This window comes from Treponema rectale (assembly GCF_014202035.1).
Taxonomy (GTDB): Bacteria; Spirochaetota; Spirochaetia; order Treponematales; family Treponemataceae; genus Treponema_D; species Treponema_D rectale.
This window is the reverse complement of sequence record NZ_JACHFR010000003.1, coordinates 165,780-185,547: the sequence shown is the minus strand read 5'-3', so window position 1 is coordinate 185,547 and position 19,768 is coordinate 165,780. Positions and strand designations below refer to the sequence as shown.

At 41.3% G+C, this 19,768-nt stretch carries 16 protein-coding genes; 10 read left to right on the top strand and 6 right to left on the bottom strand.

Annotation, left to right across the window (positions count from 1 at the left end; genetic code table 11):
* Positions 1–9 precede the first annotated feature (9 nt).
* The 4 genes from HNP77_RS09665 to HNP77_RS09650 are packed head-to-tail and all read right to left on the bottom strand — an operon-like array spanning position 10 to position 5,872.
* Positions 10–1,800: a fibronectin type III domain-containing protein gene (locus HNP77_RS09665; protein ID WP_184652986.1), complete on the bottom strand. Its 1,791-nt coding sequence runs from the start codon at positions 1,798–1,800 to the stop codon at positions 10–12.
* A gap of 14 nt (positions 1,801–1,814) precedes the next feature.
* On the bottom strand, positions 1,815–3,095 hold the full coding sequence (locus HNP77_RS09660; RefSeq protein ID WP_184652985.1) for a family 43 glycosylhydrolase: 1,281 nt from the start codon (positions 3,093–3,095) through the stop codon (positions 1,815–1,817).
* Positions 3,096–3,107: 12 nt separating this feature from the next.
* Positions 3,108–4,211: a glycoside hydrolase family protein gene (locus HNP77_RS09655; RefSeq protein ID WP_184652984.1), complete on the bottom strand. Its 1,104-nt coding sequence runs from the start codon at positions 4,209–4,211 to the stop codon at positions 3,108–3,110.
* 11 nt (positions 4,212–4,222) lie between these two features.
* Entirely contained in the window at positions 4,223–5,872 is a 1,650-nt protein-coding gene (locus HNP77_RS09650) for a family 43 glycosylhydrolase (protein WP_184652983.1), read from the bottom strand.
* A gap of 317 nt (positions 5,873–6,189) precedes the next feature.
* Between HNP77_RS09650 and HNP77_RS09645 the strand changes: the two genes are divergently transcribed.
* The 5 genes from HNP77_RS09645 to HNP77_RS09625 all read left to right on the top strand — a co-directional run bounded on the left by HNP77_RS09645 (position 6,190) and on the right by HNP77_RS09625 (position 12,398).
* Positions 6,190–6,828, top strand: a complete 639-nt coding sequence (locus tag HNP77_RS09645) for a bifunctional 4-hydroxy-2-oxoglutarate aldolase/2-dehydro-3-deoxy-phosphogluconate aldolase (RefSeq protein WP_184652982.1) — start codon at positions 6,190–6,192, stop codon at positions 6,826–6,828.
* Positions 6,829–6,830: 2 nt separating this feature from the next.
* Entirely contained in the window at positions 6,831–7,859 is a 1,029-nt protein-coding gene (locus HNP77_RS09640) for a sugar kinase (protein ID WP_221266570.1), read from the top strand.
* A gap of 130 nt (positions 7,860–7,989) precedes the next feature.
* The gene (polA, locus tag HNP77_RS09635; protein ID WP_184652981.1) at positions 7,990–10,797 is read left to right on the top strand and encodes a DNA polymerase I; all 2,808 of its coding nucleotides are present in this window, start codon (positions 7,990–7,992) and stop codon (positions 10,795–10,797) included.
* Positions 10,794–11,429, top strand: coding sequence for a dephospho-CoA kinase (gene coaE / locus HNP77_RS09630; protein ID WP_184652980.1), 636 nt, complete (start codon positions 10,794–10,796; stop codon positions 11,427–11,429). Before polA ends, coaE begins: the two co-directional genes overlap by 4 nt.
* A 30-nt stretch (positions 11,430–11,459) precedes the next feature.
* A complete protein-coding gene (locus HNP77_RS09625) occupies positions 11,460–12,398 on the top strand; it encodes an SPOR domain-containing protein (protein ID WP_184652979.1) in 939 nt (312 codons plus the stop codon).
* A 2-nt stretch (positions 12,399–12,400) separates the two neighbouring features.
* Here the strand turns inward: HNP77_RS09625 and ybaK are convergent, their stop codons facing one another.
* On the bottom strand, positions 12,401–12,883 hold the full coding sequence (gene ybaK, locus HNP77_RS09620) for a Cys-tRNA(Pro) deacylase (RefSeq protein ID WP_184652978.1): 483 nt from the start codon (positions 12,881–12,883) through the stop codon (positions 12,401–12,403).
* A gap of 15 nt (positions 12,884–12,898) precedes the next feature.
* Positions 12,899–15,709, bottom strand: a complete 2,811-nt coding sequence (locus HNP77_RS09615; RefSeq protein WP_184652977.1) for an adenylate/guanylate cyclase domain-containing protein — start codon at positions 15,707–15,709, stop codon at positions 12,899–12,901.
* Positions 15,710–15,789: 80 nt separating this feature from the next.
* Here HNP77_RS09615 and HNP77_RS09610 point away from each other — a divergent pair, with 80 nt between their 5' ends.
* From HNP77_RS09610 to HNP77_RS09590, 5 genes are read left to right on the top strand one after another with little or no spacing between them, the layout of a single operon-like run.
* Entirely contained in the window at positions 15,790–16,242 is a 453-nt protein-coding gene (locus tag HNP77_RS09610) for a hypothetical protein (protein ID WP_184652976.1), read from the top strand.
* A gap of 3 nt (positions 16,243–16,245) precedes the next feature.
* Complete coding sequence (locus HNP77_RS09605) at positions 16,246–17,427, top strand: hypothetical protein (protein ID WP_184652975.1); 1,182 nt, start codon at positions 16,246–16,248, stop codon at positions 17,425–17,427.
* Between the two features lie 21 nt (positions 17,428–17,448).
* Positions 17,449–18,276: a FecR domain-containing protein gene (locus tag HNP77_RS09600; protein WP_184652974.1), complete on the top strand. Its 828-nt coding sequence runs from the start codon at positions 17,449–17,451 to the stop codon at positions 18,274–18,276.
* 11 nt (positions 18,277–18,287) lie between these two features.
* Positions 18,288–19,091: a hypothetical protein gene (locus tag HNP77_RS09595; protein ID WP_184652973.1), complete on the top strand. Its 804-nt coding sequence runs from the start codon at positions 18,288–18,290 to the stop codon at positions 19,089–19,091.
* Positions 19,091–19,765, top strand: coding sequence for a YfcE family phosphodiesterase (locus tag HNP77_RS09590; protein ID WP_184652972.1), 675 nt, complete (start codon positions 19,091–19,093; stop codon positions 19,763–19,765). Before HNP77_RS09595 ends, HNP77_RS09590 begins: the two co-directional genes overlap by 1 nt.
* Positions 19,766–19,768: the final 3 nt, after the last annotated feature.

Below are 19,768 nucleotides of genomic sequence, written 5' to 3'. Positions count from 1 at the left end.
TATCCTCCCCTAGTCCTCAGGTGTTGAAACTTCTTCAGTAATAGTCCAGTGCCATCTGGTATATCCTGCAGCACCGGCACTTGTCCTGTATATGACTTTTGAAGAAGTTGAACCAAGCTGATAGTAGTTTTCTTTAAAGCGTAAAGCTTTATATTTGGAATCATCTGCATCTACTGCAGCAGAAATAAATGTTGCAAAGGAAAGCCTTTCAGCATCAACATCATCAGCAGTACAGATTGTCAAAGGAGCTTCAGTCGATGACGTTCCTCCTGTTACGGAAGAATCATTCGATGTAAGATATATGTACTGTCCTGAAGCACTGCCATCTATTCCCTGAGCCATAATTGAATATGTAGGAACTGTTCCTGTTTTTCCACTGTCACCGTCATAAGTAAATTCAGTGCTTCCATCAAGGGCCGGCATTTTAAGCCACTTGTAACTGTAAGCAGCAGAACTGCCGTCCTGAGTCTTAAATGATTTTGCAGAAGTTACAACCATGAAGCCTGCACTTTCACGGCTGTAAAATCTGATCTGTATTTTTGAAGCATAAGAGCGCGTTCCTGAGGTTCCAGTCGGTTCTCCTTCTGAATCAAATGTAGAAACCGTTACATAATAAAGTGCACCAGGAACAAGGCCTGCAAAGTCATATTTCTGAACTCCCGCTGCAACAGATTCAACTACAATATCTTCCTGTCCTTCAGAAGAAAGTGTTATTGAATGATGATCAAAATCTTCTTCAGGATCAGTCCATGCAAGACTTAAGAGACCTGAATACTCTGTTGAAGGTGCAGCCGTAAGAGCAGAAACATGTGCTCCGTTATAATATACCAGCGAAACTTCAGATGACACATTAAAATTATTGTCCACGACAACAATCTTATATGTATATTTATCACTGTCATCTGAAACTCCGGCAACTGTACAGCTTTCATTACCCGGCAATACCTTTACGAAATCAATTTCTTCATCTGAAGCATCATAAGCATAAACGGCAATATACCATACATCATCGCTGGCAGAATCCGTCCACTTTACAACCACATTTTCTGCAGATACAGAACCAATGACAGCATCAGTAACTGCCGCAGGAGCTTCATCATCAGCTGCGAGGGTTGTAAAGGTAGCCTCTTTTGCTTCATCACTTAAAATTGCATTTACAGTAAGGGAACGTACGCTTATACAGTATTCAGTTTCAGGGGTTAAATCTCTGATTCTCTCTGAATAAACTTTACCTTCCCCTGCTCCTTCAAGTTCAACACTTTTTACAGGAGTACCCTCAGCCTTATCTCCGGCATAAATATCTGCACGGATTCCATAAAGGTTCTCTGCATTGTCACTTGGATTTTTCCATGTAAGTTCAATATTGTTTGCATAAGGAGTAACAGTAATGTCTGCAACTTCAAAGGCTGGTGTTTCATCAAGGATTCCTTCTACGACACACTGAGCCTTTGCAGAACCAGAATACGAAGAAGCAGTAATAACAGCTTTTCCCGTACCCTGAAGCGTAACCGTACAGGTCGTCAGATTTGTATCAGAAACGGAAGCTACATTTTCATCCGAAGAAGACCAGTAAATAAGCGTATCCTGAGCAAGAGACGGACTGTATGTTACGGAAAGAGATGCCTGAGTTTTTCCCTTGTTTCCCTGCATGTAAATACTGTCATGATCTATTTCCAGAGACGCAATTGCAAGTCCCCTGTCTTCAGTCATAATAAATTTATGATCTGACTGTGAACATGAAGTGAATAATGCATTAAAACCTAAAAGGAAAGCTATTGTTTCAGCAATAATTTTTTTCATGACGCTTCTCTCCTTTACTCTGCAGTTACAGTGCCTTTAGCAGCATTGATGGTAATATCCTGATACTCTTCAAATTCAGGATAACTGAATTGAGGAGATACTTTATTAAAGAAAACAGGATACCAGACATAACCGCTTTCACTTAAATCTGCCGTATTCCATTTATTGAACATGAGCATGTAACTGGTTTCTTCCGTTCCCTGAATCTTAAGCACAGAACTGAATTCACAGCTTGAATCATCAGGACCGAATGAACCGTAATCACTCCAGCTGCCGTCCATGCTTGAAGCAAATGCAACCCTTACGCCGGTATATCCCATCGGCTTTGAAATTGCACTGTCTCTGTAAAAATCAAAGTACGTAAAGTGATAGTTAATGAAACCGTCATTAGACTGATTTGTAGTAGAACCGTTTTTATTCGTCATCCAGCTGTCAACGCGGGATGCAGAGCCTACACTGTTGTATGTTGCATCATCAAGTTCTCCGATAAAGGCACCCATAAACAGATAGTAAAAGTTTCCGTATTTTACGACAGAAGCTCTTCCAATTTCTGTCTCAGGATAAAGCTCTGCAACTGTAGAAGAGGTTCCAAGATAATCATCTGAAAGGCGGTCTATATAAAATCTCCATGAATTATCTTTATTAGCCCATCCCATGCTGTAGCCGGTTCCGTCTTCATCAACAAAGAGAGATGTCTGCGTAGTTCCGCCGTGAAGATAGAAGAAACTGTTTGCAATCTCAAAATTTCCATAAGGAGAATTACTTGTTGCAACAATATTTGCCATTGTATAAAGGCGGTTATGAGTTGTTCTTATTGCGCCAAAATTAAGACCGCTTGTTCCCACATAAGACTTATTGTAGCCGGCCCACATTACAAACTTATGAGTATTCGGATTATATACAACCTGAATGTTGTTAAGGTCACAGTTTGCAAGTAAAGCTGAAGTATTACATGTAAGAACATTATTCTTAAGCGTCCAGTTAACAAGGTCTTCACTTTCATAGCACTTTACAGCCCTGAAGCCATTTGCATCACAACCCGTGTTTATAAGGTTGCTCTCATAATCAAGACCATACCAGTAATATTTTCCCTGATAATGAAGAATTGAATCATGAGTCTGAATGGTTTTACCGGAAGTATCCTTCCACGGGGTTCCGTTTGTATTCACAGTTGAAGCATTCTGACTGTTTCCTGATGCTGTAATTGCTCCGTTTTCAACAGAAGGACTTTCCCTGCAGGAAAAGAAAGCAAAGGCACAGGAAGCAGCAACTGTTAGTATTAAAACTTTTTTCATCTTACCGACTCCTTAGTACACAGCATCCAGTGCATCAAATTCTTCCTGAGTAATCATGACAACTGATGTATCAATATTTGCACCGGGAAGAGTAAAGGTTAAAGCAGGATCTGCTGCAGAAGCTGCCTTCCAGCTTGAAGTATCTGAAATGTCTGTCGTTACATAAGTAGAAAATGTCGTAGGATCATTTTTCTTATTAACATGCATTACCCAGGTATTATTATCCTTAAGTTTATAGACACATGGATACATTACGTTTTCGGGAGTAAACTGACCGTTAACCCTGTTTATGTAATCAGAAGAAATACGGGTAAAGCCCTTACCCCATCTTTCTGATTTAGCGACCTGGATATCTCCGCCTGAACCTGTAGCAAAATCTACATCATCATCGCGGGCAAAGAGGTAATAAGAAGAACCGCTTTTCACAACAGCTGCATTTATTACGGAACATCCCGGAGAATAAATTACATTATCCTTAAGAGACTTTACGGAATAAAAATCATAAGTCTGTGTAAGATAAACTTCATTAACCCCTTCTTCATTATCACCAATCCAGTAAATGTCATAACACTTATACTGCTTATTATAGACAGCACGGGGAGACCAGCAGTGACGTACAGCACCGTCTTTTCCGGTACCTTCCGTAAGCTTTAAGAAATGACCTTTCGTCCAGTTAATCAGATCATTACTGAAAGCAACATAAATTGTACTTTTAGGATGACCCCAGTAATTTAAATCTGAACGGCTTCCAAGATCCTGGATTTCTCCTGAACTTGTAAAGTCTGCAGCCAGAAGAACAAAGGTTCCGTCGTTCAGTCTGAAAATACTCGGATCACGATAATGATTGGAACCGGAATTAGTAGTCTGCACTGCACCGTTAGAATTAAAGGCAGTCCATGTAAGTCCGTCATCACTCCATGCAAGATGAAGAGAATCACTGGAAATGTACATATTTGCACCAATGGAAGACATAAGGTAATAAGGAGTTTCCATTACACCTTCACTCCAGTCACTAGGTTCAACAAGAACATCATCAGCAAGTGAATCACAGGATGTAAATAAAAGGGCTGCTGCTGATAATACCGCAGTGACACTTTTTTTAGAAAACAATTTCATCACTGTACCCCCTACTGTGTCACTTTAAACGCCATATAATTTATGCGCGTATATTTTTCATTTGATTCAATCGTACTGTCATGAGTCCAGCCAGGATTTCTGTATCCCCATGAACTCTGGGCAACACCGCCTGTAATCGGATGGCTGTCAGAAATGTAATAGCCTGAATACTTACTCCTGATTTTGTTATATGGAGTTGAATAATCATCTATGTACCACAGCTGTTTAGTATCTGTATAATCACGGCTTGCAAGAACGAGTCTTGAATTAAGGGCATCATCGACGACTGAAAGACACATTCCGCTCCAGCGGTTGATAATCATGTAAGCATCACCTACAGGATAAAAACGCCACTGTCCCTTGTACACATTATCCAGCGAAGTTACGCGCTGAGGATTAAGTCCGGCAAATGAAGTATCAGCACTGTAAATGTATCCGCCAGCCCTGTCCTGAAGCTTATAGTAAGTCGGAGAAGAAACATCCCCGTGCTTTATGTCAACCAGAAGGGCTTCACTGAAATACATGTGGGAACTGCCTTTATTGAGATAAAGTTCGCACCATACATACTGGCTGTCATACGGAGAACTTCCTCCAAATGCAGGTCCCCAGCGGTCACCCATATAAATCCAGTCGTAGTTTCCGCTTCCATCAGTTGCTTCAAGCTTAAATACATAGGCAGGCTGCGAACGGTCAGACTGAGAAAGCTGTCCGACATAAGTTGTATCACCGATTGTAAGTGTTGAAGACCATGGTCCCCTTATGTCATAGGCATACTGAAGTGTTGTAATGGTAGAAGTCCATCCTGCAGTACCGGAACTTATCATGTAATATACGTCTCCTTCGCGGAAAAGACATGGAGCTTCTCTTGCAGTAGCAGAAAGAGTATTATCCGTAGGCCAGTAAGATTCATCTATATGGAGATAATCATCTGTAAGACGATAGATATGCATGTACTGATTTTCTGCATAAGAACCTGCAAAATAAGCAGTTCCGTCATCATCAACAAAAAGCGTACAGTCCCGGCTCATGTATCCGTAAGGATCTGTTCCATGAACTCCCTCATCATCATAGTAAGCAGAATCACCGTAACTTCCGTTTTCATGGACATTAAACTTAGAACCGTCAAAAGGACGGAACCAGTCTACATATTCCCAGCTGCCGTCTGTATTATCAGGACTGTTTCCCTTGCAGACAACAACACCTGCAAGTCCGTAACCGCGGTCAAGATGTCCCCACATTACATAATAGCCGTATTTTTTGTTGTAAATGACTTTAGGGCGTTCAACGATGATTGAACCGTCCTTTCCTCCGGCAAGAATAGTACCGCAGTCATTAATGTCCCACCGGACAATATCTCCGCGGTTCTCCCAGTGAACCAAATCCTTCGACCGGTAGCAGGAAGTTCCAAGAAAACCATAATTGGCAAAGCGATGTTCACCATACCAGTAAAAATACTCTCCCGCCTGAACCATACAGCCGCCTGAACCAAAAAGTTCATTGCCGTCCGTATCAAGCGTTCTGATTCCTGTTGCAACAACACTCTTTCCATCCTGCGTCACATACCCGTAGTTATAGGTCGAAACATCCGCCGTACCATTATCAACGAGCGAGCAGGAAGAAAACAGGAATGCAGCCGCAAGAAAAGCAGAAACTTTCCTCATCTTTTTTTATGTCCTCCTTTTTTTAAATGCTTTCATTAACCAAAATAAACGTTTGATAACAATTTATTGAAAACCTTTTCACAATATTTTCAGCCCAGTTTTTTGATATGTCAAGAAAAAATTAATATTTCTTTATAAAAGTGATATCACTTTTATAAAATTGATATCATCTTAAAAAAATATATCATCACTCTGCATCAGGAAACTAAATCTGATATCAAATTTAGTTATTTAGAATCAAATTTTTCACTTTGAAACCAAATTTTGCGTGACTTTTTTTTAAAAAGGCACTACAGTTTATGTAAAGTGAGGTTTTTATGAACGATACGCTCAGACAGATAGGTAAAACCGGCATTGTTCCGGTTGTTGTACTGAATAAAGCAGACGACGCACAGCCTCTGGCAGAAAGCCTTATAAAGGGCGGTCTTCCATGTGCAGAAGTTACATTCAGAACAGATGCGGCAGAAGAAAGCATCCGTGCAATCGCAAAAAAATTCCCTGAAATGTTTGTGGGAGCAGGCACAATCCTTACTCCAGAACAGGCCGACCGTGCTGTTGATGCCGGTGCAAAATTCATCGTTTCTCCGGGATTCAATCCGAAGGTTGTTGAACACTGCATTAACAAAGGCTATCCGGTAACACCAGGCATAATGACTCCTACAGAACTTGAAATGGCATTAGGTTTCGGGCTTGATGTAGTAAAATTCTTCCCGGCAGAAAATGCAGGGGGACTCAAAATGATAAAGGCCATGAGTGCCCCGTACACAATGATGAAATTCATGCCTACAGGTGGAATCAATGCAAACAACGTAAAGGATTACCTTGCATGTGACAAGATTCTTGCCTGCGGAGGAAGCTGGATGGTTAAGGGCGACCTTATAAATGCAGGAAACTTTGCGGAAATCGAACGTCTTACCCGCGAAGCAAGCAATATCGTTAAAGAAATAAGAGGTTAATCATGGGAAAAATCGTAACATTCGGAGAAATCATGCTCCGCCTTGCACCGGAAGGTTATTACCGTTTTGTTCAGGCAGAAAATTATGGAGCAACATTCGGAGGAGGAGAAGCAAACGTTTCTGTTTCTCTTGCCAACTACGGACTTGATACCGCATTCGTAACCAAACTTCCTGCTCACGAAATCGGACAGGCTGCAGTAAACAGTCTCCGCCGTTTTGGTGTAGACACAAGCTTTATTACAAGAGGCGGCCCGCGCGTAGGAATCTACTATCTTGAAAAAGGAGCTTCCCAGCGTCCTTCAAAAGTAATATATGACCGCGCAGGTTCTTCAATAGCCCTTGCCTCAAAAGAAGATTTTGACTGGGACAAGATTTTTGAAGGTGCATCATGGTTCCACTTTACTGGAATTACCCCGGCATTAGGCGACAACGTTGCAGAAATCTGTCTCGAAGCATGTAAAAAAGCCCGTGAAAAGGGAATTACCGTAAGCTGTGACCTTAACTACCGCAAGAAGCTCTGGACTAAAGAGAAGGCCGGACAGGTTATGGGTGAACTCTGCAAGTACGTAGATGTATGTATATCTAACGAAGAAGATGCAAATGACGTATTCGGAATAAAATCAGAAGCTACAGACGTAACCAGCGGAAAGCTCAACAAGGAAGGCTACAAGGAAGTTGCAGCAAAACTTACGGAAAGATTCGGTTTCAAGAAAGTAGCAATTACTCTCCGCACTTCAATTTCTGCAAGTGAAAACAACTGGGCAGGAATGCTTTATGACGGAAAAACTAAAGAAAGCTTCTTCTCAAAAGAATACAATATGAAAATAGTTGACCGCGTAGGAGGCGGTGACAGTTTCGGCGGAGGACTTATCTACGCATGTACAAACAACTATGCAAATCAGGAAACAATTGAATTTGCAGTAGCTGCAAGCTGTCTCAAGCACTCTATCGAAGGTGACTTCAACATGGTAAGCGTAGCAGAAGTACAGACTCTTGCCGGCGGTGACGGTTCCGGTCGCGTACAGAGATAAACACTTGTAAAACATCTAAACTCATTATCACCACTGACCGCCTGAAGGTTCTCCATATTTTTTCAGGCGGTCTTTTTTTTACCCCTGCATTTTCACTGACAAAGGAAGGCTTTTTCACTAAAATAGCCCTATGAGTGATAATTGCGTTTATATTCTTGACAGTTACGGCCTTATTTACAGGGCATACTTTGCACTGATAAATCATCCCCTTACAAATAAAAACGGAGAAAACATCAATTCCGTAGTAATCTTCTTTAAGAATCTCCGGGCACTTCTTAAAAGCCACAATCCAAAATACCTTGCGGCAGCCTTTGATTCCAGGACCCCTACCTTCAGGCACGAAATGTACGCTGAATATAAGGCAACCAGGGCAAAAACTCCGGAAGACCTTCATGCCCAGATTCCATGGATTGAAGAAATACTCTCAGGACTTGGAATACCCGTACTTCAGAAAGACGGCTACGAAGCTGATGACATAATTGCCACCGTGGCAAAAAAATGTGCTGAAGAAAACCGGGAATGCAGGATTCTTTCAGGAGACAAGGACCTTCTTCAGCTTGTAACAGATACCTGCCTTCAGATGCAGCCGGATAAAGCCAGCGGCGGATGGGAAACCTTAAACAAAGACGATGTTCTTGCAAAATGGGGTGTAGGACCGGAAAAAATACTGGACTATCTTTCCCTTACCGGAGACACGGCAGACAATGTTCCCGGAGTAAAAGGCGTAGGAGACAAAACGGCAGTAAAACTTCTTACCCAGTACCAGTCTCTGGACGGAATCTACGGACATGCGGAAGAAATAAAAGGTGCCCTTGGAGAAAAAATCAGAAACGATAGGGAAAATGCATATTTTTCAAAAAAACTCATAACCTTAAACGACGAAGTTCCGGTAGAAATAGATTTTGAAAGTTTCAGGACAGACAATCTGGATTTTGACAGAGCCGCTGCCCTGTTAAATAAATACGGAGCCTTTCAGGTTGCCTCCTCCTTCTCAAAAAATGCCGCAAAAACTGAACCGGCTGAAGAAAAGAGGCAGTCAGTACCGGCTGCACCACAGCAGGGAAATTTTACGGAACCACCGTTAAAAAAAGCAGAAACAGTAATTCAGAACAAGGGAAATTACACTGCTTTAACAAAAAAAGAGCAGCTTTCCTCCCTTATCGATGACATTCTTTCATCAAAAAATAAGACAGCGGCCTTTGATACGGAAACAACCGGCTTAAACAGTTTAAAAGACAGTCTTGTAGGATTCTCCCTCTGTACGGAAGAAGGAAAATCCTGCTATATACCTGTCCTTCTTCCGGGAGAAATGTTTGCTCCTGAAACCATTGCAAAATCTGACTGCATTAATGAACTTGAAAGGCTGTTTTCAAATCCTGAAGTTACTGTAATAATGCATAACGGAAAATTTGACCTGGAAGTCCTTAAAACAAACGGAATGAAACAGGAAATCCGGTGCTCTGTCTTTGATACAATGGTTGCCGCCTGGCTTTTAAATCCCAGCGAATCAGGAAAATCTCCCTACTCTCTTGAAACCTTAAGCGAAAACTATCTTGGCCTTAAAGGAATTGAATTTTCAGACATAGTTCCAAAAGGAAGCACCTTTGCAGACGTTCCCCTGGAACAGGCAGTTCCTTACGGAGCAGAAGATGCAGATTTTACTTTCAGGCTGTACAAACTGTTCTCCAATATTATAGAAGAAAATTCACTCCACGAGCTTTTTTACGGAATGGAAATGAAGGTTCTTCCGATTCTGGCTTCAATGGAAACTTCCGGCATTCATCTTGATAAGAAAGAGCTTGCAGCCTACGGAATAGAATTGAAAAAGCTTATTGCAGATAAAGAAAAAGAAATCTACGATAAAGCCGGCCATGAATTCAACATAGCCTCTACAAAACAGCTTCAGGATGTTCTCTTTGAGGAACAGGGACTGACAGGAAGTAAAAAAACAAAAACAGGATATTCAACGGATACCGCCGTTCTTGAAGAACTTTCTGAAACCACGGATAATCCGCTGCCTTCCTTAATACTTGAATACCGTTCTTATACAAAACTTTTAAATACTTATGTAGAGACTCTGCCTCTTCTTGCAGATGAAACTTCCCGCGTTCACACTTCCTTCATGCAGACAGGAACTGCAACCGGGCGTCTCTCCTCAAAGGAACCTAACCTTCAGAATATTCCGGTAAGGGATGAAAACGGAAGGAGAATCAGAAGTGCCTTTACCGCTGAACAGGGAACCGTCCTCATAAGTGCAGACTATGCCCAGATTGAACTTGTAATTCTGTCTCACCTTAGCGGAGATAAAAACTTAAGCCAGGCCTTCATAGACGGAACTGACGTTCATAAATCTACAGCCGCCCTTATTTACGGAATAAGTCCGGATGAAGTTACACCGCAGCAGAGGCGTTTTGCAAAAACCGTTAACTTCGGCGTAATGTACGGAATGAGTGCTTTCAGGCTTGCAAAGGAACTGGATATTTCCCGCACGGAAGCAAAAAACTTCATAGACCAGTACTTCAGGACTTACAGCGGAGTCAGGGATTTTATCAGCAGAACGATCGAAGATGCTGCTGCTAAGGGATATACTGAAACAATTACAGGCAGAAGACGCTACGTTCCGGAACTGAGAAATACGAATAAACTCATTCAGCAAAGCGGACAGCGCATTGCAGTAAACTCTCCGATTCAGGGAAGCGCAGCTGACATCGTAAAAAAAGCAATGATTGACGTGAATGAAGAAATTAAAAAACAGAAGCTTCCTGTAAAAATGCTTCTTCAGGTTCATGACGAACTTATATTTGAATGTCCTGATGATGAGTCCCTCATAAAAAAGGCAGTTGCTTTAATTACGGACAGGATGGAACATACTTTCAAACTGAATGTTCCACTGAGAGTAAGCGTTGAGTACGGCAAAAACTGGGGATGCTTCCATTGAAAACGTATAACGGAAAAAACAAACGCCTTATTCTGTGCGTAACGGGGCCAATGGCAGCAGGAAAAAATGCCGCAGCAGCAATACTTGAAAAAAAAGGATTTGCCTGTGCCGATGCAGACATTCTTGCCCATCAGGCTCTGGAAAAAGTAAATGACGCAGTCGTAACTCAGTTTAAGAAACTGGCGGAAGAAAAAAACATTCAGCTTACTGATGTAAACGGTAAAATAATACGCCGGAATCTGGGACAGCTTATTTTCGGAAGCAAAGAACTTGTGGAAGCCCACGAGAAAATAATCTTTCCGGAAATAAACAGACTTATAGAAGAATTCGCAGAAAAAAATGCAGCCACAGATATAGTCATAAATGCCGCAGTTCTATATAAAGTTCCCTTCATAAAAAAATGTGACGCCGTACTTTATGTAGACAGTCCGTTAATTCAGCGTCTTTTCAGGGCAAGAAAAAGGGACGGAATGCCCTTCAGCCTCATTCTCAACAGGTTTAAAAGCCAGAAAAATCTTTTTGCTAAATATAAAAATTCAAATGCCGATATTAGAAGAGTACGGAATACCGGTACACTTTTGAATCTTGAAAAAAAGATAGACGTATTTTTAAAAAAACTTTACGAAGACTGATACAGGGGTACCGGGAGGGGATTTACGATTATGGAACAGAAAAAGACCTTATGGATTGTTTTGGCAGCAGGAATTTTCCTTTTATTCGTAATAGGAGCTGCCCTTATTCTGTATGCCCCGCAGACAAAAAAATCTGCTGAAACAGGCTATTCCAACGGAAGTGATTCTATATATGTAGCACCGTCGGTTCCTTCTTCTGAACCGCCGAGTTCCTTCAACGATGAAACTACTGAGTTCACCGGCAGCGAACAAGGCGCATTCCCATACGATTCAGAGATAGCTGACAGGGTAGAATCTGAAACTTCAGATTCTGCTATGCCGGAAAACCTGATGACAGAAAACCTTACGGTTTATGCCAGCGGAACTACTAATATCTATGAAAACACTAAGGAAGGAACAGAAGGCGTAACTGCAAACAATGAAGCTGCTCAGAGGATAATCAGGGAAACAGGAAACAAGAGAACGGTTCCAGAAAAAACTGTTCTTCCTCCTGAAAACGAAACTGAATCTACTGACATTCAGTTTGGAGCTGCCCGAGTTTCTTCCAAGGCCGGCAATTCAGCCGCTTCCGTGGGAACAGCATCTTCTGAAACCGTACAGCCTTCAAAGAATACTGTAAAAAATACGCAGCAGGCATCAAAACCTGCAGCAGTTTCTTCAAAAACAACAGAAACTGCCGTCAAGTCTGGAAGCACAAAAGAAGAAAAGCAGGCTGACCGTTTCTGGATTCAGATTGCATCATATACAAGCAAGAAAACTGCTGATGAAGCAAGAAAGCTGCTTTACGATAAAGGATTCCAGTGCGAAGTATTTACCTGGCGCAATAAAGAAGATACCCTCTACTTCCGCGTAAGGGTTGGTCCTTATACAACAAAGAGCGAGGCTGAATACTGGAAAGCTGAAATAACAAAAATCGCTGAGTTTGCAGCAAGCGGAGCTTACGTTACAAACTCAAGCATCGGAAAATAAAATCAGAGTTTAAGGTCTGTAACGACTGCGTTGCAGGCCTTTATTAAATTTTCAGGAGCAAGACAAAGCTGAACGCCCCTCTGCCCTGCACTTACATAAACCTTATCACAGTCAAGAGCTGACTGGTCAATAAAAGTCCTGAACTGTCTTTTCATTCCCAGAGGAGAACATCCTCCCCGGACATAACCTGTAAGAGCAAGAAGTTCCTCCTGTTTTACCGGAGTTACCTCTTTTGCACCGCAGGCATTTCTTGCTTTTTTAAGATTTATCTCACAAAGAGCATTCTGACAGAATACCACAGTTTCTTTTGTTTCAGTACGCATGACTATTGTCTTAAAAACCCGGGCAGGGTCTATCCCGAGTTTTTCCGCAGTCATGCCGGCTGCACCGTGTTCAAGCTTATGTTCACCGTCGTCATCATATTCAGCAGATTCATAAGGAATTTTCAGTCCGTCCAGAATCCGCATTGCATTAGTTTTTTTCATACTCTTTTCTATAAATTATTTCTGTAAAAGTGTAAATACTCCGTCAGAAGGATCATATTCAACGCCAAAATCATCATCCCTGACAGGATACTTTCCTTTTATAAAATAATCTGCAATCATTACGGAATAATACTTTGCCACATTGTCAGAAGGATCCTTTGAACTGAGGAACCTGAACATTTTAAGAGCCTTTTCATAATCCCGGGCTTCAAATGTATCCATGGCAGTTTCCCAGTTTTTCATGTAAGAAAGCAGTTCTTCATCAGCTTCTGATTTAAAGGCCACAAGTTCATAAAGTCTGAGGGGAGTCTTTACATTTACAACCCTAACCCGGTCAAGTTTACGTACGATGAACGAATCATCAAGTTTTTCCCTGGTACCGGCACTGATGAGTATTCCTCCTGTTGAATACTGCTTGTTTACTCCCTCAAGACGGGATGCAAGGTTTACATTGTTTCCCATCATTGTATAATTCTTTTTATTTGATGACCCCATGAATCCGGCAACCATGTCTCCGGAATTAATTCCTATACGGGTAAAAAGGTTTCTGCCGTTTTTTACCATCTTTCTGAATGCCGTAAGAAGATCATTGTCTATCAAATCAGAACGCTTACCGGAAGCATACTCTACAATTTCTTCATTCATGCGTTTCTCTGCTTTTTTCATTTTTAACGCCGCATTGCAGGCCCTTACAGCATGATCCTGCATCTGAACCGGAGCACCCACAAAAGCAACGATGGCATCTCCTTCATATTTATCTACAGTTCCACGTTCACTGATTATTATATCTGACATATCTGTAAGATAATAATTAAGGAAAGCAACAAGTTCCTGAGGAGTAAGGAATTCTGAAAAACCAGAGAACTTCTGGATGTCAGTAAAGATTGCCGACATTTCGTAAGTATAACCTCCGAGTCTGAGGCTGGAAGGATCTTTTATGATGTCATTTACTACATCTGCAGAAAGACACTGACTGAAAGCGCCCTTTATAAAATTCTTATCATCTTCAACGGCAAGAAAGTTTATTATCAATTGAGAAAGATAAACTGCAGCTACAAAAATAAGTGGAAGAATCAGAGGAACATAAAGACTCTTGAATATCATTAAAGACGCACAGGAAGCCGGTACGATACACAGATACAGCAGGCCCAGGAGGTTTCTGCTTGCAGGAGTAAGATTCTTTGTAAAAAAGACCACAAGAATTACAAATACAAATGCCGCAGCAAGTCCCCACATCCAGTGAAGTTCAGTTATGAATTTTTTCTGAACGATCGTATTGAGAACGTTTGCGTGAGTTCCAAGATTTGCATACCGCTTTTCAAAAGGAGTAACACCTAAATCTGTACTTGCAGAAGCAGAGTTACCTATCAGACAGAATTTTCCGTCAAGAACCTCTGCCAGAGCCTGAAAACCGCTGCAGTAGCTTTTTACATGACTTGCAAAATCCGTAATTTCTACAAAACGACAGAGACTTTCATCTGAAAGAATTTCTTCAGAAACTTCAAGACAGTCTTCAAAAAATGTCCTGCGCTCACCAAAGTACGAGTCGTAGTCCTCCTGAGTAAGACCGCCTCCCCTGCGTCCTCTCTTTATACTTTCTCCGGCAGCATCAAAGCCCGAGCACTTTAATTTTAAGGAATCCTTCATTGAACAGACATCTGCATAACGGTCAGAAAGCATGGAAATGCGTTCAAAAAGGCTGATTTCTGAATCCGTAAGGCTGTCGTAATCTATATGATCACTGTTCAGTATCAGATCAAAATCTGAAGCAATACGTTTTTCTCCATTATATAAATCATAGATGTAATAAACGGGAACATGGTTAAAGCTGTCCAGATACAAAGAATGAGACCAGTTTATAAGCATGCACCCCTGAGAATCTACCGGAATTTCTATATCTTCCGGAGACTGGGAACCCGGAAAACGGGCATTCTTTAATATGATGCTGTGCTTCTTACGGAGTATTTGAGTAACACCGAGATTGTGCACGAGGGGTGAAAAAGCCAGCTGAAGAACATATTTTCCGTCAACATAATTTAAAAGCTCAACCCTGCGCCTTACACCGTCCCTGTCAACAACGACATTCGTAAAGCCTGCGCCCTCTGCGTGAGAAATAATTCTGTTCAGGGCAGGAACAAAGCCCCTTGAATGAGTATCATCTTCATCCATCCATACGGACTGATTGCCTGCATTAATTACGTTGCCCGGATCCTCTACATTCCTGAATAAAAACCGGTTCCTTACGTAATCAAGATCTTCCTGAGTACGCTTAACGCCAATATCCCTGAGGTTAACCGTAAGAAAAGCATTACCAAAAAATTCAACGGCCTTACCGAATTCATCATCATAATTCAGACTGAAGCCGTCAGTAATTTTCTGCTGTCCGTCGTATATTGCCTGTCCCAGTTCATCCCTGTCTGCCGCTGAATCAAGCGTAAGGAAAATCTTTTCAAACTCATCGCTTACCGTCTGCTTAAGATTATCATCTACCGCCAGAGCAGATTCATCCAGGTATTCAATATCGAATACGGCAGTTTCAGCCCCCAGTTCCCTGAGCCTGTACAGAACTTCAGTCATTATGTCCCTTTTCCACGGCCAGGAACCGAGATAAGAAAGGGAATCATCATCTATATCAAGAATACATATTGATTCATTTTGAGGAATATCCTCATGCAGGTGAAGCATGGAATCATACATTCGGTATTCAAATTTCTGAAAAATATTGAAAAAACCGGATGCAAAACACAACAAAAAGAGAATAAATACAACTGCAAGGGACGATTTCAGCAATTTCCCGTTATTCTTTGAATTTTTATTTTGTTCCATGACAAATACTATACAATACATTATAATTTCTATAAAGGAAATTTAAAGTTCTAGAGGTCATTAATTCCTCGGGAGTGTGTATGAAAAAAACTCTGACACTTATTTCAATCTTTCTGCTTGGCATCAGCTTATGTACTGCTCAGTCAGCTGATAAAGTGACGCAGGTTCTTGAATCAGAAAAAGTTACTTACGGACAGGCTTCGTATTTTATTGCAACAGCTGCTGAAAAGATACAGGAAACTGAAACAGAAGAAGATGCCGTAAAAGTAATGAAAGCTATTCAGTTTGCGGATCAGGACATTAAAGCGTCTGATTATGTTACCATTGAGCAGCTTTCATGGATGCTTGCCTGCACCTGGAAAATCGAAGGCGGACTTATGATGAAAATTTTTCCAGGACCGCGTTATGCCTGCAGACAGCTTAAGGCAGATGGAATACTGAACGACTTTGATGATCCTGATTCAATTCCTGACGGTCATAGATTTTTCAATATTCTTACCGACTGCATGAACATTTATGCAGAACAGGAGTAAACGATGAAAAAAATAATTCTTATTACGGCAGCATCAATGCTGACAGCAGCTGCATTTTCCTTTGAAACAAAAGGAACCGTTTCAAATGAAACTCAGTTTGATTTCTATGAAAATGATTTTTCTGAGCCGAATCTCATTCAGAAAGATTCCATCTCAGGCTCATTAAGGCTTCCCCTTACAGATTCAGGAAAGACTTACATAAGTGCAGAAGGTTTATTCAGTTTTGAATACGACAGAACTTTTTCTGATCCTGCAACAGACAGCACGGAACTTACGGCTGACCTTACGCTCTGTAAGTTTTCTTCTATAATTCCGGCAGGAAGTACAAACATCACTGTTTCAGCAGGCCGCTTTTCTATGTCCGATGCAACTGCAATTATCTATAATCAGAATGCAGACGGACTTTTATTTCAGTGCAGTTCGCCTTATGTTTCTGTTTCAGCCTACGGAGCCTACACAGGTCTGCTTAATGCAAAGACTGTTACGATGCTCACACCGGTTGCAAGCACTTTTGGAACAGAAGACAAGGATTTTTATGAATTTGCACCGGCCTATGCTGCAGGAGCCTTAAGCATAAACCTGCCTTATCTTTTATTTAACCAGAGTATTACGGCAGAATGCTTTGCCTTTATGGATACGGAAGGTCCCGGAAAAATTTCTTCTGAAGATGACAAAAGGGTTTACGCAAGCTTTATACTTGACGGACCTCTTTCTTCTTCCCTTTTCTATAACGCAGGAACTACCTTCCTCTTTTCTGAAGAAAGAGACTTTTCTCCTGCAAACCTCTCTAAGCTCAGCGTCCTGTTTTTTCCGACAGAAAACATCATGCTGAATTTAAACGGATACTACGCTTCTGGATCTCAGGGCTCTCTGAAACCTTTTGCATCGTTTACTTCTGCAACAGCAGGACTGAATGCAACAGAAAAAAAATACACGGAGCTTATAAAAGGCGGCTTAAGCTGTACCGCAAGACTTACACCGGAAGCAATACTTGCTGCAGGAGCAGACATTCTGTTTGATTACCCTGAAAAGGAAGTTAAATACAGCGGAACTCAGTTAAGCGGAAAATTTACATATCAGGCATTTTCAGACCTGGAAGTTTCTTTTGAAGCTCAGACTTTCATTGCAGACAAAAAAGAAGAAAACAAAACAACTGTAAAACTTACAGTTACCCTTGCATTCTAGGATTTTTCCTCAGGAGGTCATATGAAATTAAAGAAATTATTTACAGCTCTTACTTTTTCAGCTGTTTCAGTTATAAGTGCGTCAGCTTTTGATGTTACTTTTGTTTCCACAACAGGAAAAGTTGAATTTCAGGACGGCGGCATCTGGGTTCAGGCACAGAAAGGAGATGTTGTTGAGCAGGGGACCGTAATTTCTACAGGCTATAAATCATCAGCCGTAATACGTTCACAGAATTCAACTTTTACAATCGGTCCTATGACACGCATTACTCTTGAAAAACTGACAAAACAGGATGGCAGGGAAAACACCCAGCTGTTCATAGACAGCGGTTCCATTCAGTCTGATGTAAAAAGCGGCAACAAATTCAAAGTTCGCTCGGCAGTTGCAACCGCTTCTGTACGCGGAACAAGTTTTAAGTTTCTGTCATCCGGAAGGCTTCACGTTACAAAAGGTCTCGTGGCATTAAGTCCTGCAGAATCAAAGAGAGCCGAGATTGCAGAAAAAATATCTGATTCCGTACAAAATAAAGATCCGGTACAGCCTGAAGCAGATTCAGAAAAACCAGCAGAAACGAAAACTTCGATATTTACGTCTACTGCAGAAGTCGGAGAAGTCAAGGGAGTTCCAGTCTATGAAAACCAGACCTCTACCCTGAATGCAGCAGGAACCTCCTTCTCTTCTCCTGCCCAGGAAAAATCTAAGGAAGTTACAACCCTTACTTCAAGTACGTCAAAAGCTTCAGAAACAGAAGCTGCTTCAACAGCCTCTGCCGCATCAGGCATTATTCAGGGAACAAATTCTACTCCTGAAAATACCAGCGTAACATTTACTGTTTCAATTGAAGACTGAGAGTAAACAAAATGAAAATTAAAAACACTATTTTAAAAATGCTTATGATTATGGCTGCAGTCATTATTACCGGCTGCAGCAAAACAGACAAAAAAAATACTTCAGTTCAGGCACAGGAACCTGCCGAACCGGAATGGAACACTGACGACGGTTACATCTGCATTCTTTTCGGCCACGGCTTTGAAGAAGACAGTGAGAAAGAAACCGTTTTTCTTAACCGTCTTGAAGAAAAGTTCGGTTTTGAAGAAAACGGCGGTCTCATACTTCCTGTTTTCTATGAAAAAGACCTTAATTCCCGTATCTGGAATTTTTCTGATTATATAAGTGACAAAAAAATAAAAGGAATCATTATTCTCGGAGCACCTGCAAATACACATAAAGTGCTATCATCAATTCAGGACAGCTATGAAGAAGGCATTCCTTACAATATTTTCTCCCTGTTTCCTACAGACAACAGCATTCTTGGTCAGGAAATGACAAGCAACATTGTCCTGGAATATGAGCTTTCCATTCAGGATGAAACCGAAGGCAGGGACGTAGACCAGGGACCTAATGAAGAAACGACAGAAATCATCATCAATGCTATAAAATACATGTCAACGCTTAATGAAGTTCTTCCGGTATCATGGGATCTTATTGAAAACGTAAAGCATATTACCGGTACAAGAACAGTAAGACACTACGTGGATTCTATCGCACCTATTCCTTCAATGAACCACTTTCTTATTAAAGCTCCGGTTACGGAAGGCTCTGATTCAGAACAGAGTAAAAATGACGGTGAAGTTCTGCCTGAAGAATTTGATCTGGAATTATAATGAACTCACTCATACAACAGCTTAATCTGCTCATCGGAAATACACAGGCAATGGAGTCTCTGGCACAAAAAGACGAAGCCACAGTTCTTATAGTGTCAGATTCTCACGGGCAGTACTACAGACTTCTTGATATAACCTCTGCTTTTGGAACTCAGTGTGACGCCATGATATTCTGCGGAGACGGATGCGGTGACATGATTTACCTGCTTGAAGAAGCAGTTGCTGACAAAGAATTTGCAGAAAAAGTTCCTTCTGTAATTGGTCTTGTAGAAGGCAACAATGACAGTGACAGCTACAGTTTTGCACTTAATCCCGAAACTATAAACCGCATAAGATGTCCTTTAAGAAATACAATGAAAGTATGTGGCCATAATATATTTTTTACCCACGGACACAGATGTTCCCTTTTTTACGGCTCTGATGAACTTGTAGAAATGTCAAAAACAGAAAATGCAGACGTCGTTCTTTTCGGACATACTCACATAGCCTGCAGTGAATTAAAGGCCCCTAAAATAAATGTAATAAATCCAGGAAGCATTTCACTGCCCCGTTCAGGACAGCCGCCATGCTTTGCCACGCTGAGATTAAAGAAAAACTCCTCTTTTGCAGACGTAACTTTTTATCAGATAACGGCAAAAGGATACATACCGTTCATTCCCCGGGAAATATGGTAGTCC

What these genes read in the sequence shown, in the direction of transcription:
- HNP77_RS09595 (WP_184652973.1), top strand. Translation starts at nt 18,288, where the DNA reads ATGAAAATTAAAAACACTATTTTAAAAATGCTTATGATTATGGCTGCA.
- HNP77_RS09660 (WP_184652985.1), bottom strand. Translation starts at nt 3,095, where the DNA reads ATGAAAAAAGTTTTAATACTAACAGTTGCTGCTTCCTGTGCCTTTGCT.
- HNP77_RS09650 (WP_184652983.1), bottom strand. Translation starts at nt 5,872, where the DNA reads ATGAGGAAAGTTTCTGCTTTTCTTGCGGCTGCATTCCTGTTTTCTTCC.
- HNP77_RS09665 (WP_184652986.1), bottom strand. Translation starts at nt 1,800, where the DNA reads ATGAAAAAAATTATTGCTGAAACAATAGCTTTCCTTTTAGGTTTTAAT.
- HNP77_RS09640 (WP_221266570.1), top strand. Translation starts at nt 6,831, where the DNA reads ATGGGAAAAATCGTAACATTCGGAGAAATCATGCTCCGCCTTGCACCG.
- HNP77_RS09615 (WP_184652977.1), bottom strand. Translation starts at nt 15,709, where the DNA reads ATGGAACAAAATAAAAATTCAAAGAATAACGGGAAATTGCTGAAATCG.
- polA (WP_184652981.1), top strand. Translation starts at nt 7,990, where the DNA reads ATGAGTGATAATTGCGTTTATATTCTTGACAGTTACGGCCTTATTTAC.
- HNP77_RS09605 (WP_184652975.1), top strand. Translation starts at nt 16,246, where the DNA reads ATGAAAAAAATAATTCTTATTACGGCAGCATCAATGCTGACAGCAGCT.
- HNP77_RS09625 (WP_184652979.1), top strand. Translation starts at nt 11,460, where the DNA reads ATGGAACAGAAAAAGACCTTATGGATTGTTTTGGCAGCAGGAATTTTC.
- HNP77_RS09610 (WP_184652976.1), top strand. Translation starts at nt 15,790, where the DNA reads ATGAAAAAAACTCTGACACTTATTTCAATCTTTCTGCTTGGCATCAGC.
- HNP77_RS09645 (WP_184652982.1), top strand. Translation starts at nt 6,190, where the DNA reads ATGAACGATACGCTCAGACAGATAGGTAAAACCGGCATTGTTCCGGTT.
- ybaK (WP_184652978.1), bottom strand. Translation starts at nt 12,883, where the DNA reads ATGAAAAAAACTAATGCAATGCGGATTCTGGACGGACTGAAAATTCCT.
- HNP77_RS09600 (WP_184652974.1), top strand. Translation starts at nt 17,449, where the DNA reads ATGAAATTAAAGAAATTATTTACAGCTCTTACTTTTTCAGCTGTTTCA.
- HNP77_RS09655 (WP_184652984.1), bottom strand. Translation starts at nt 4,211, where the DNA reads ATGAAATTGTTTTCTAAAAAAAGTGTCACTGCGGTATTATCAGCAGCA.
- HNP77_RS09590 (WP_184652972.1), top strand. Translation starts at nt 19,091, where the DNA reads ATGAACTCACTCATACAACAGCTTAATCTGCTCATCGGAAATACACAG.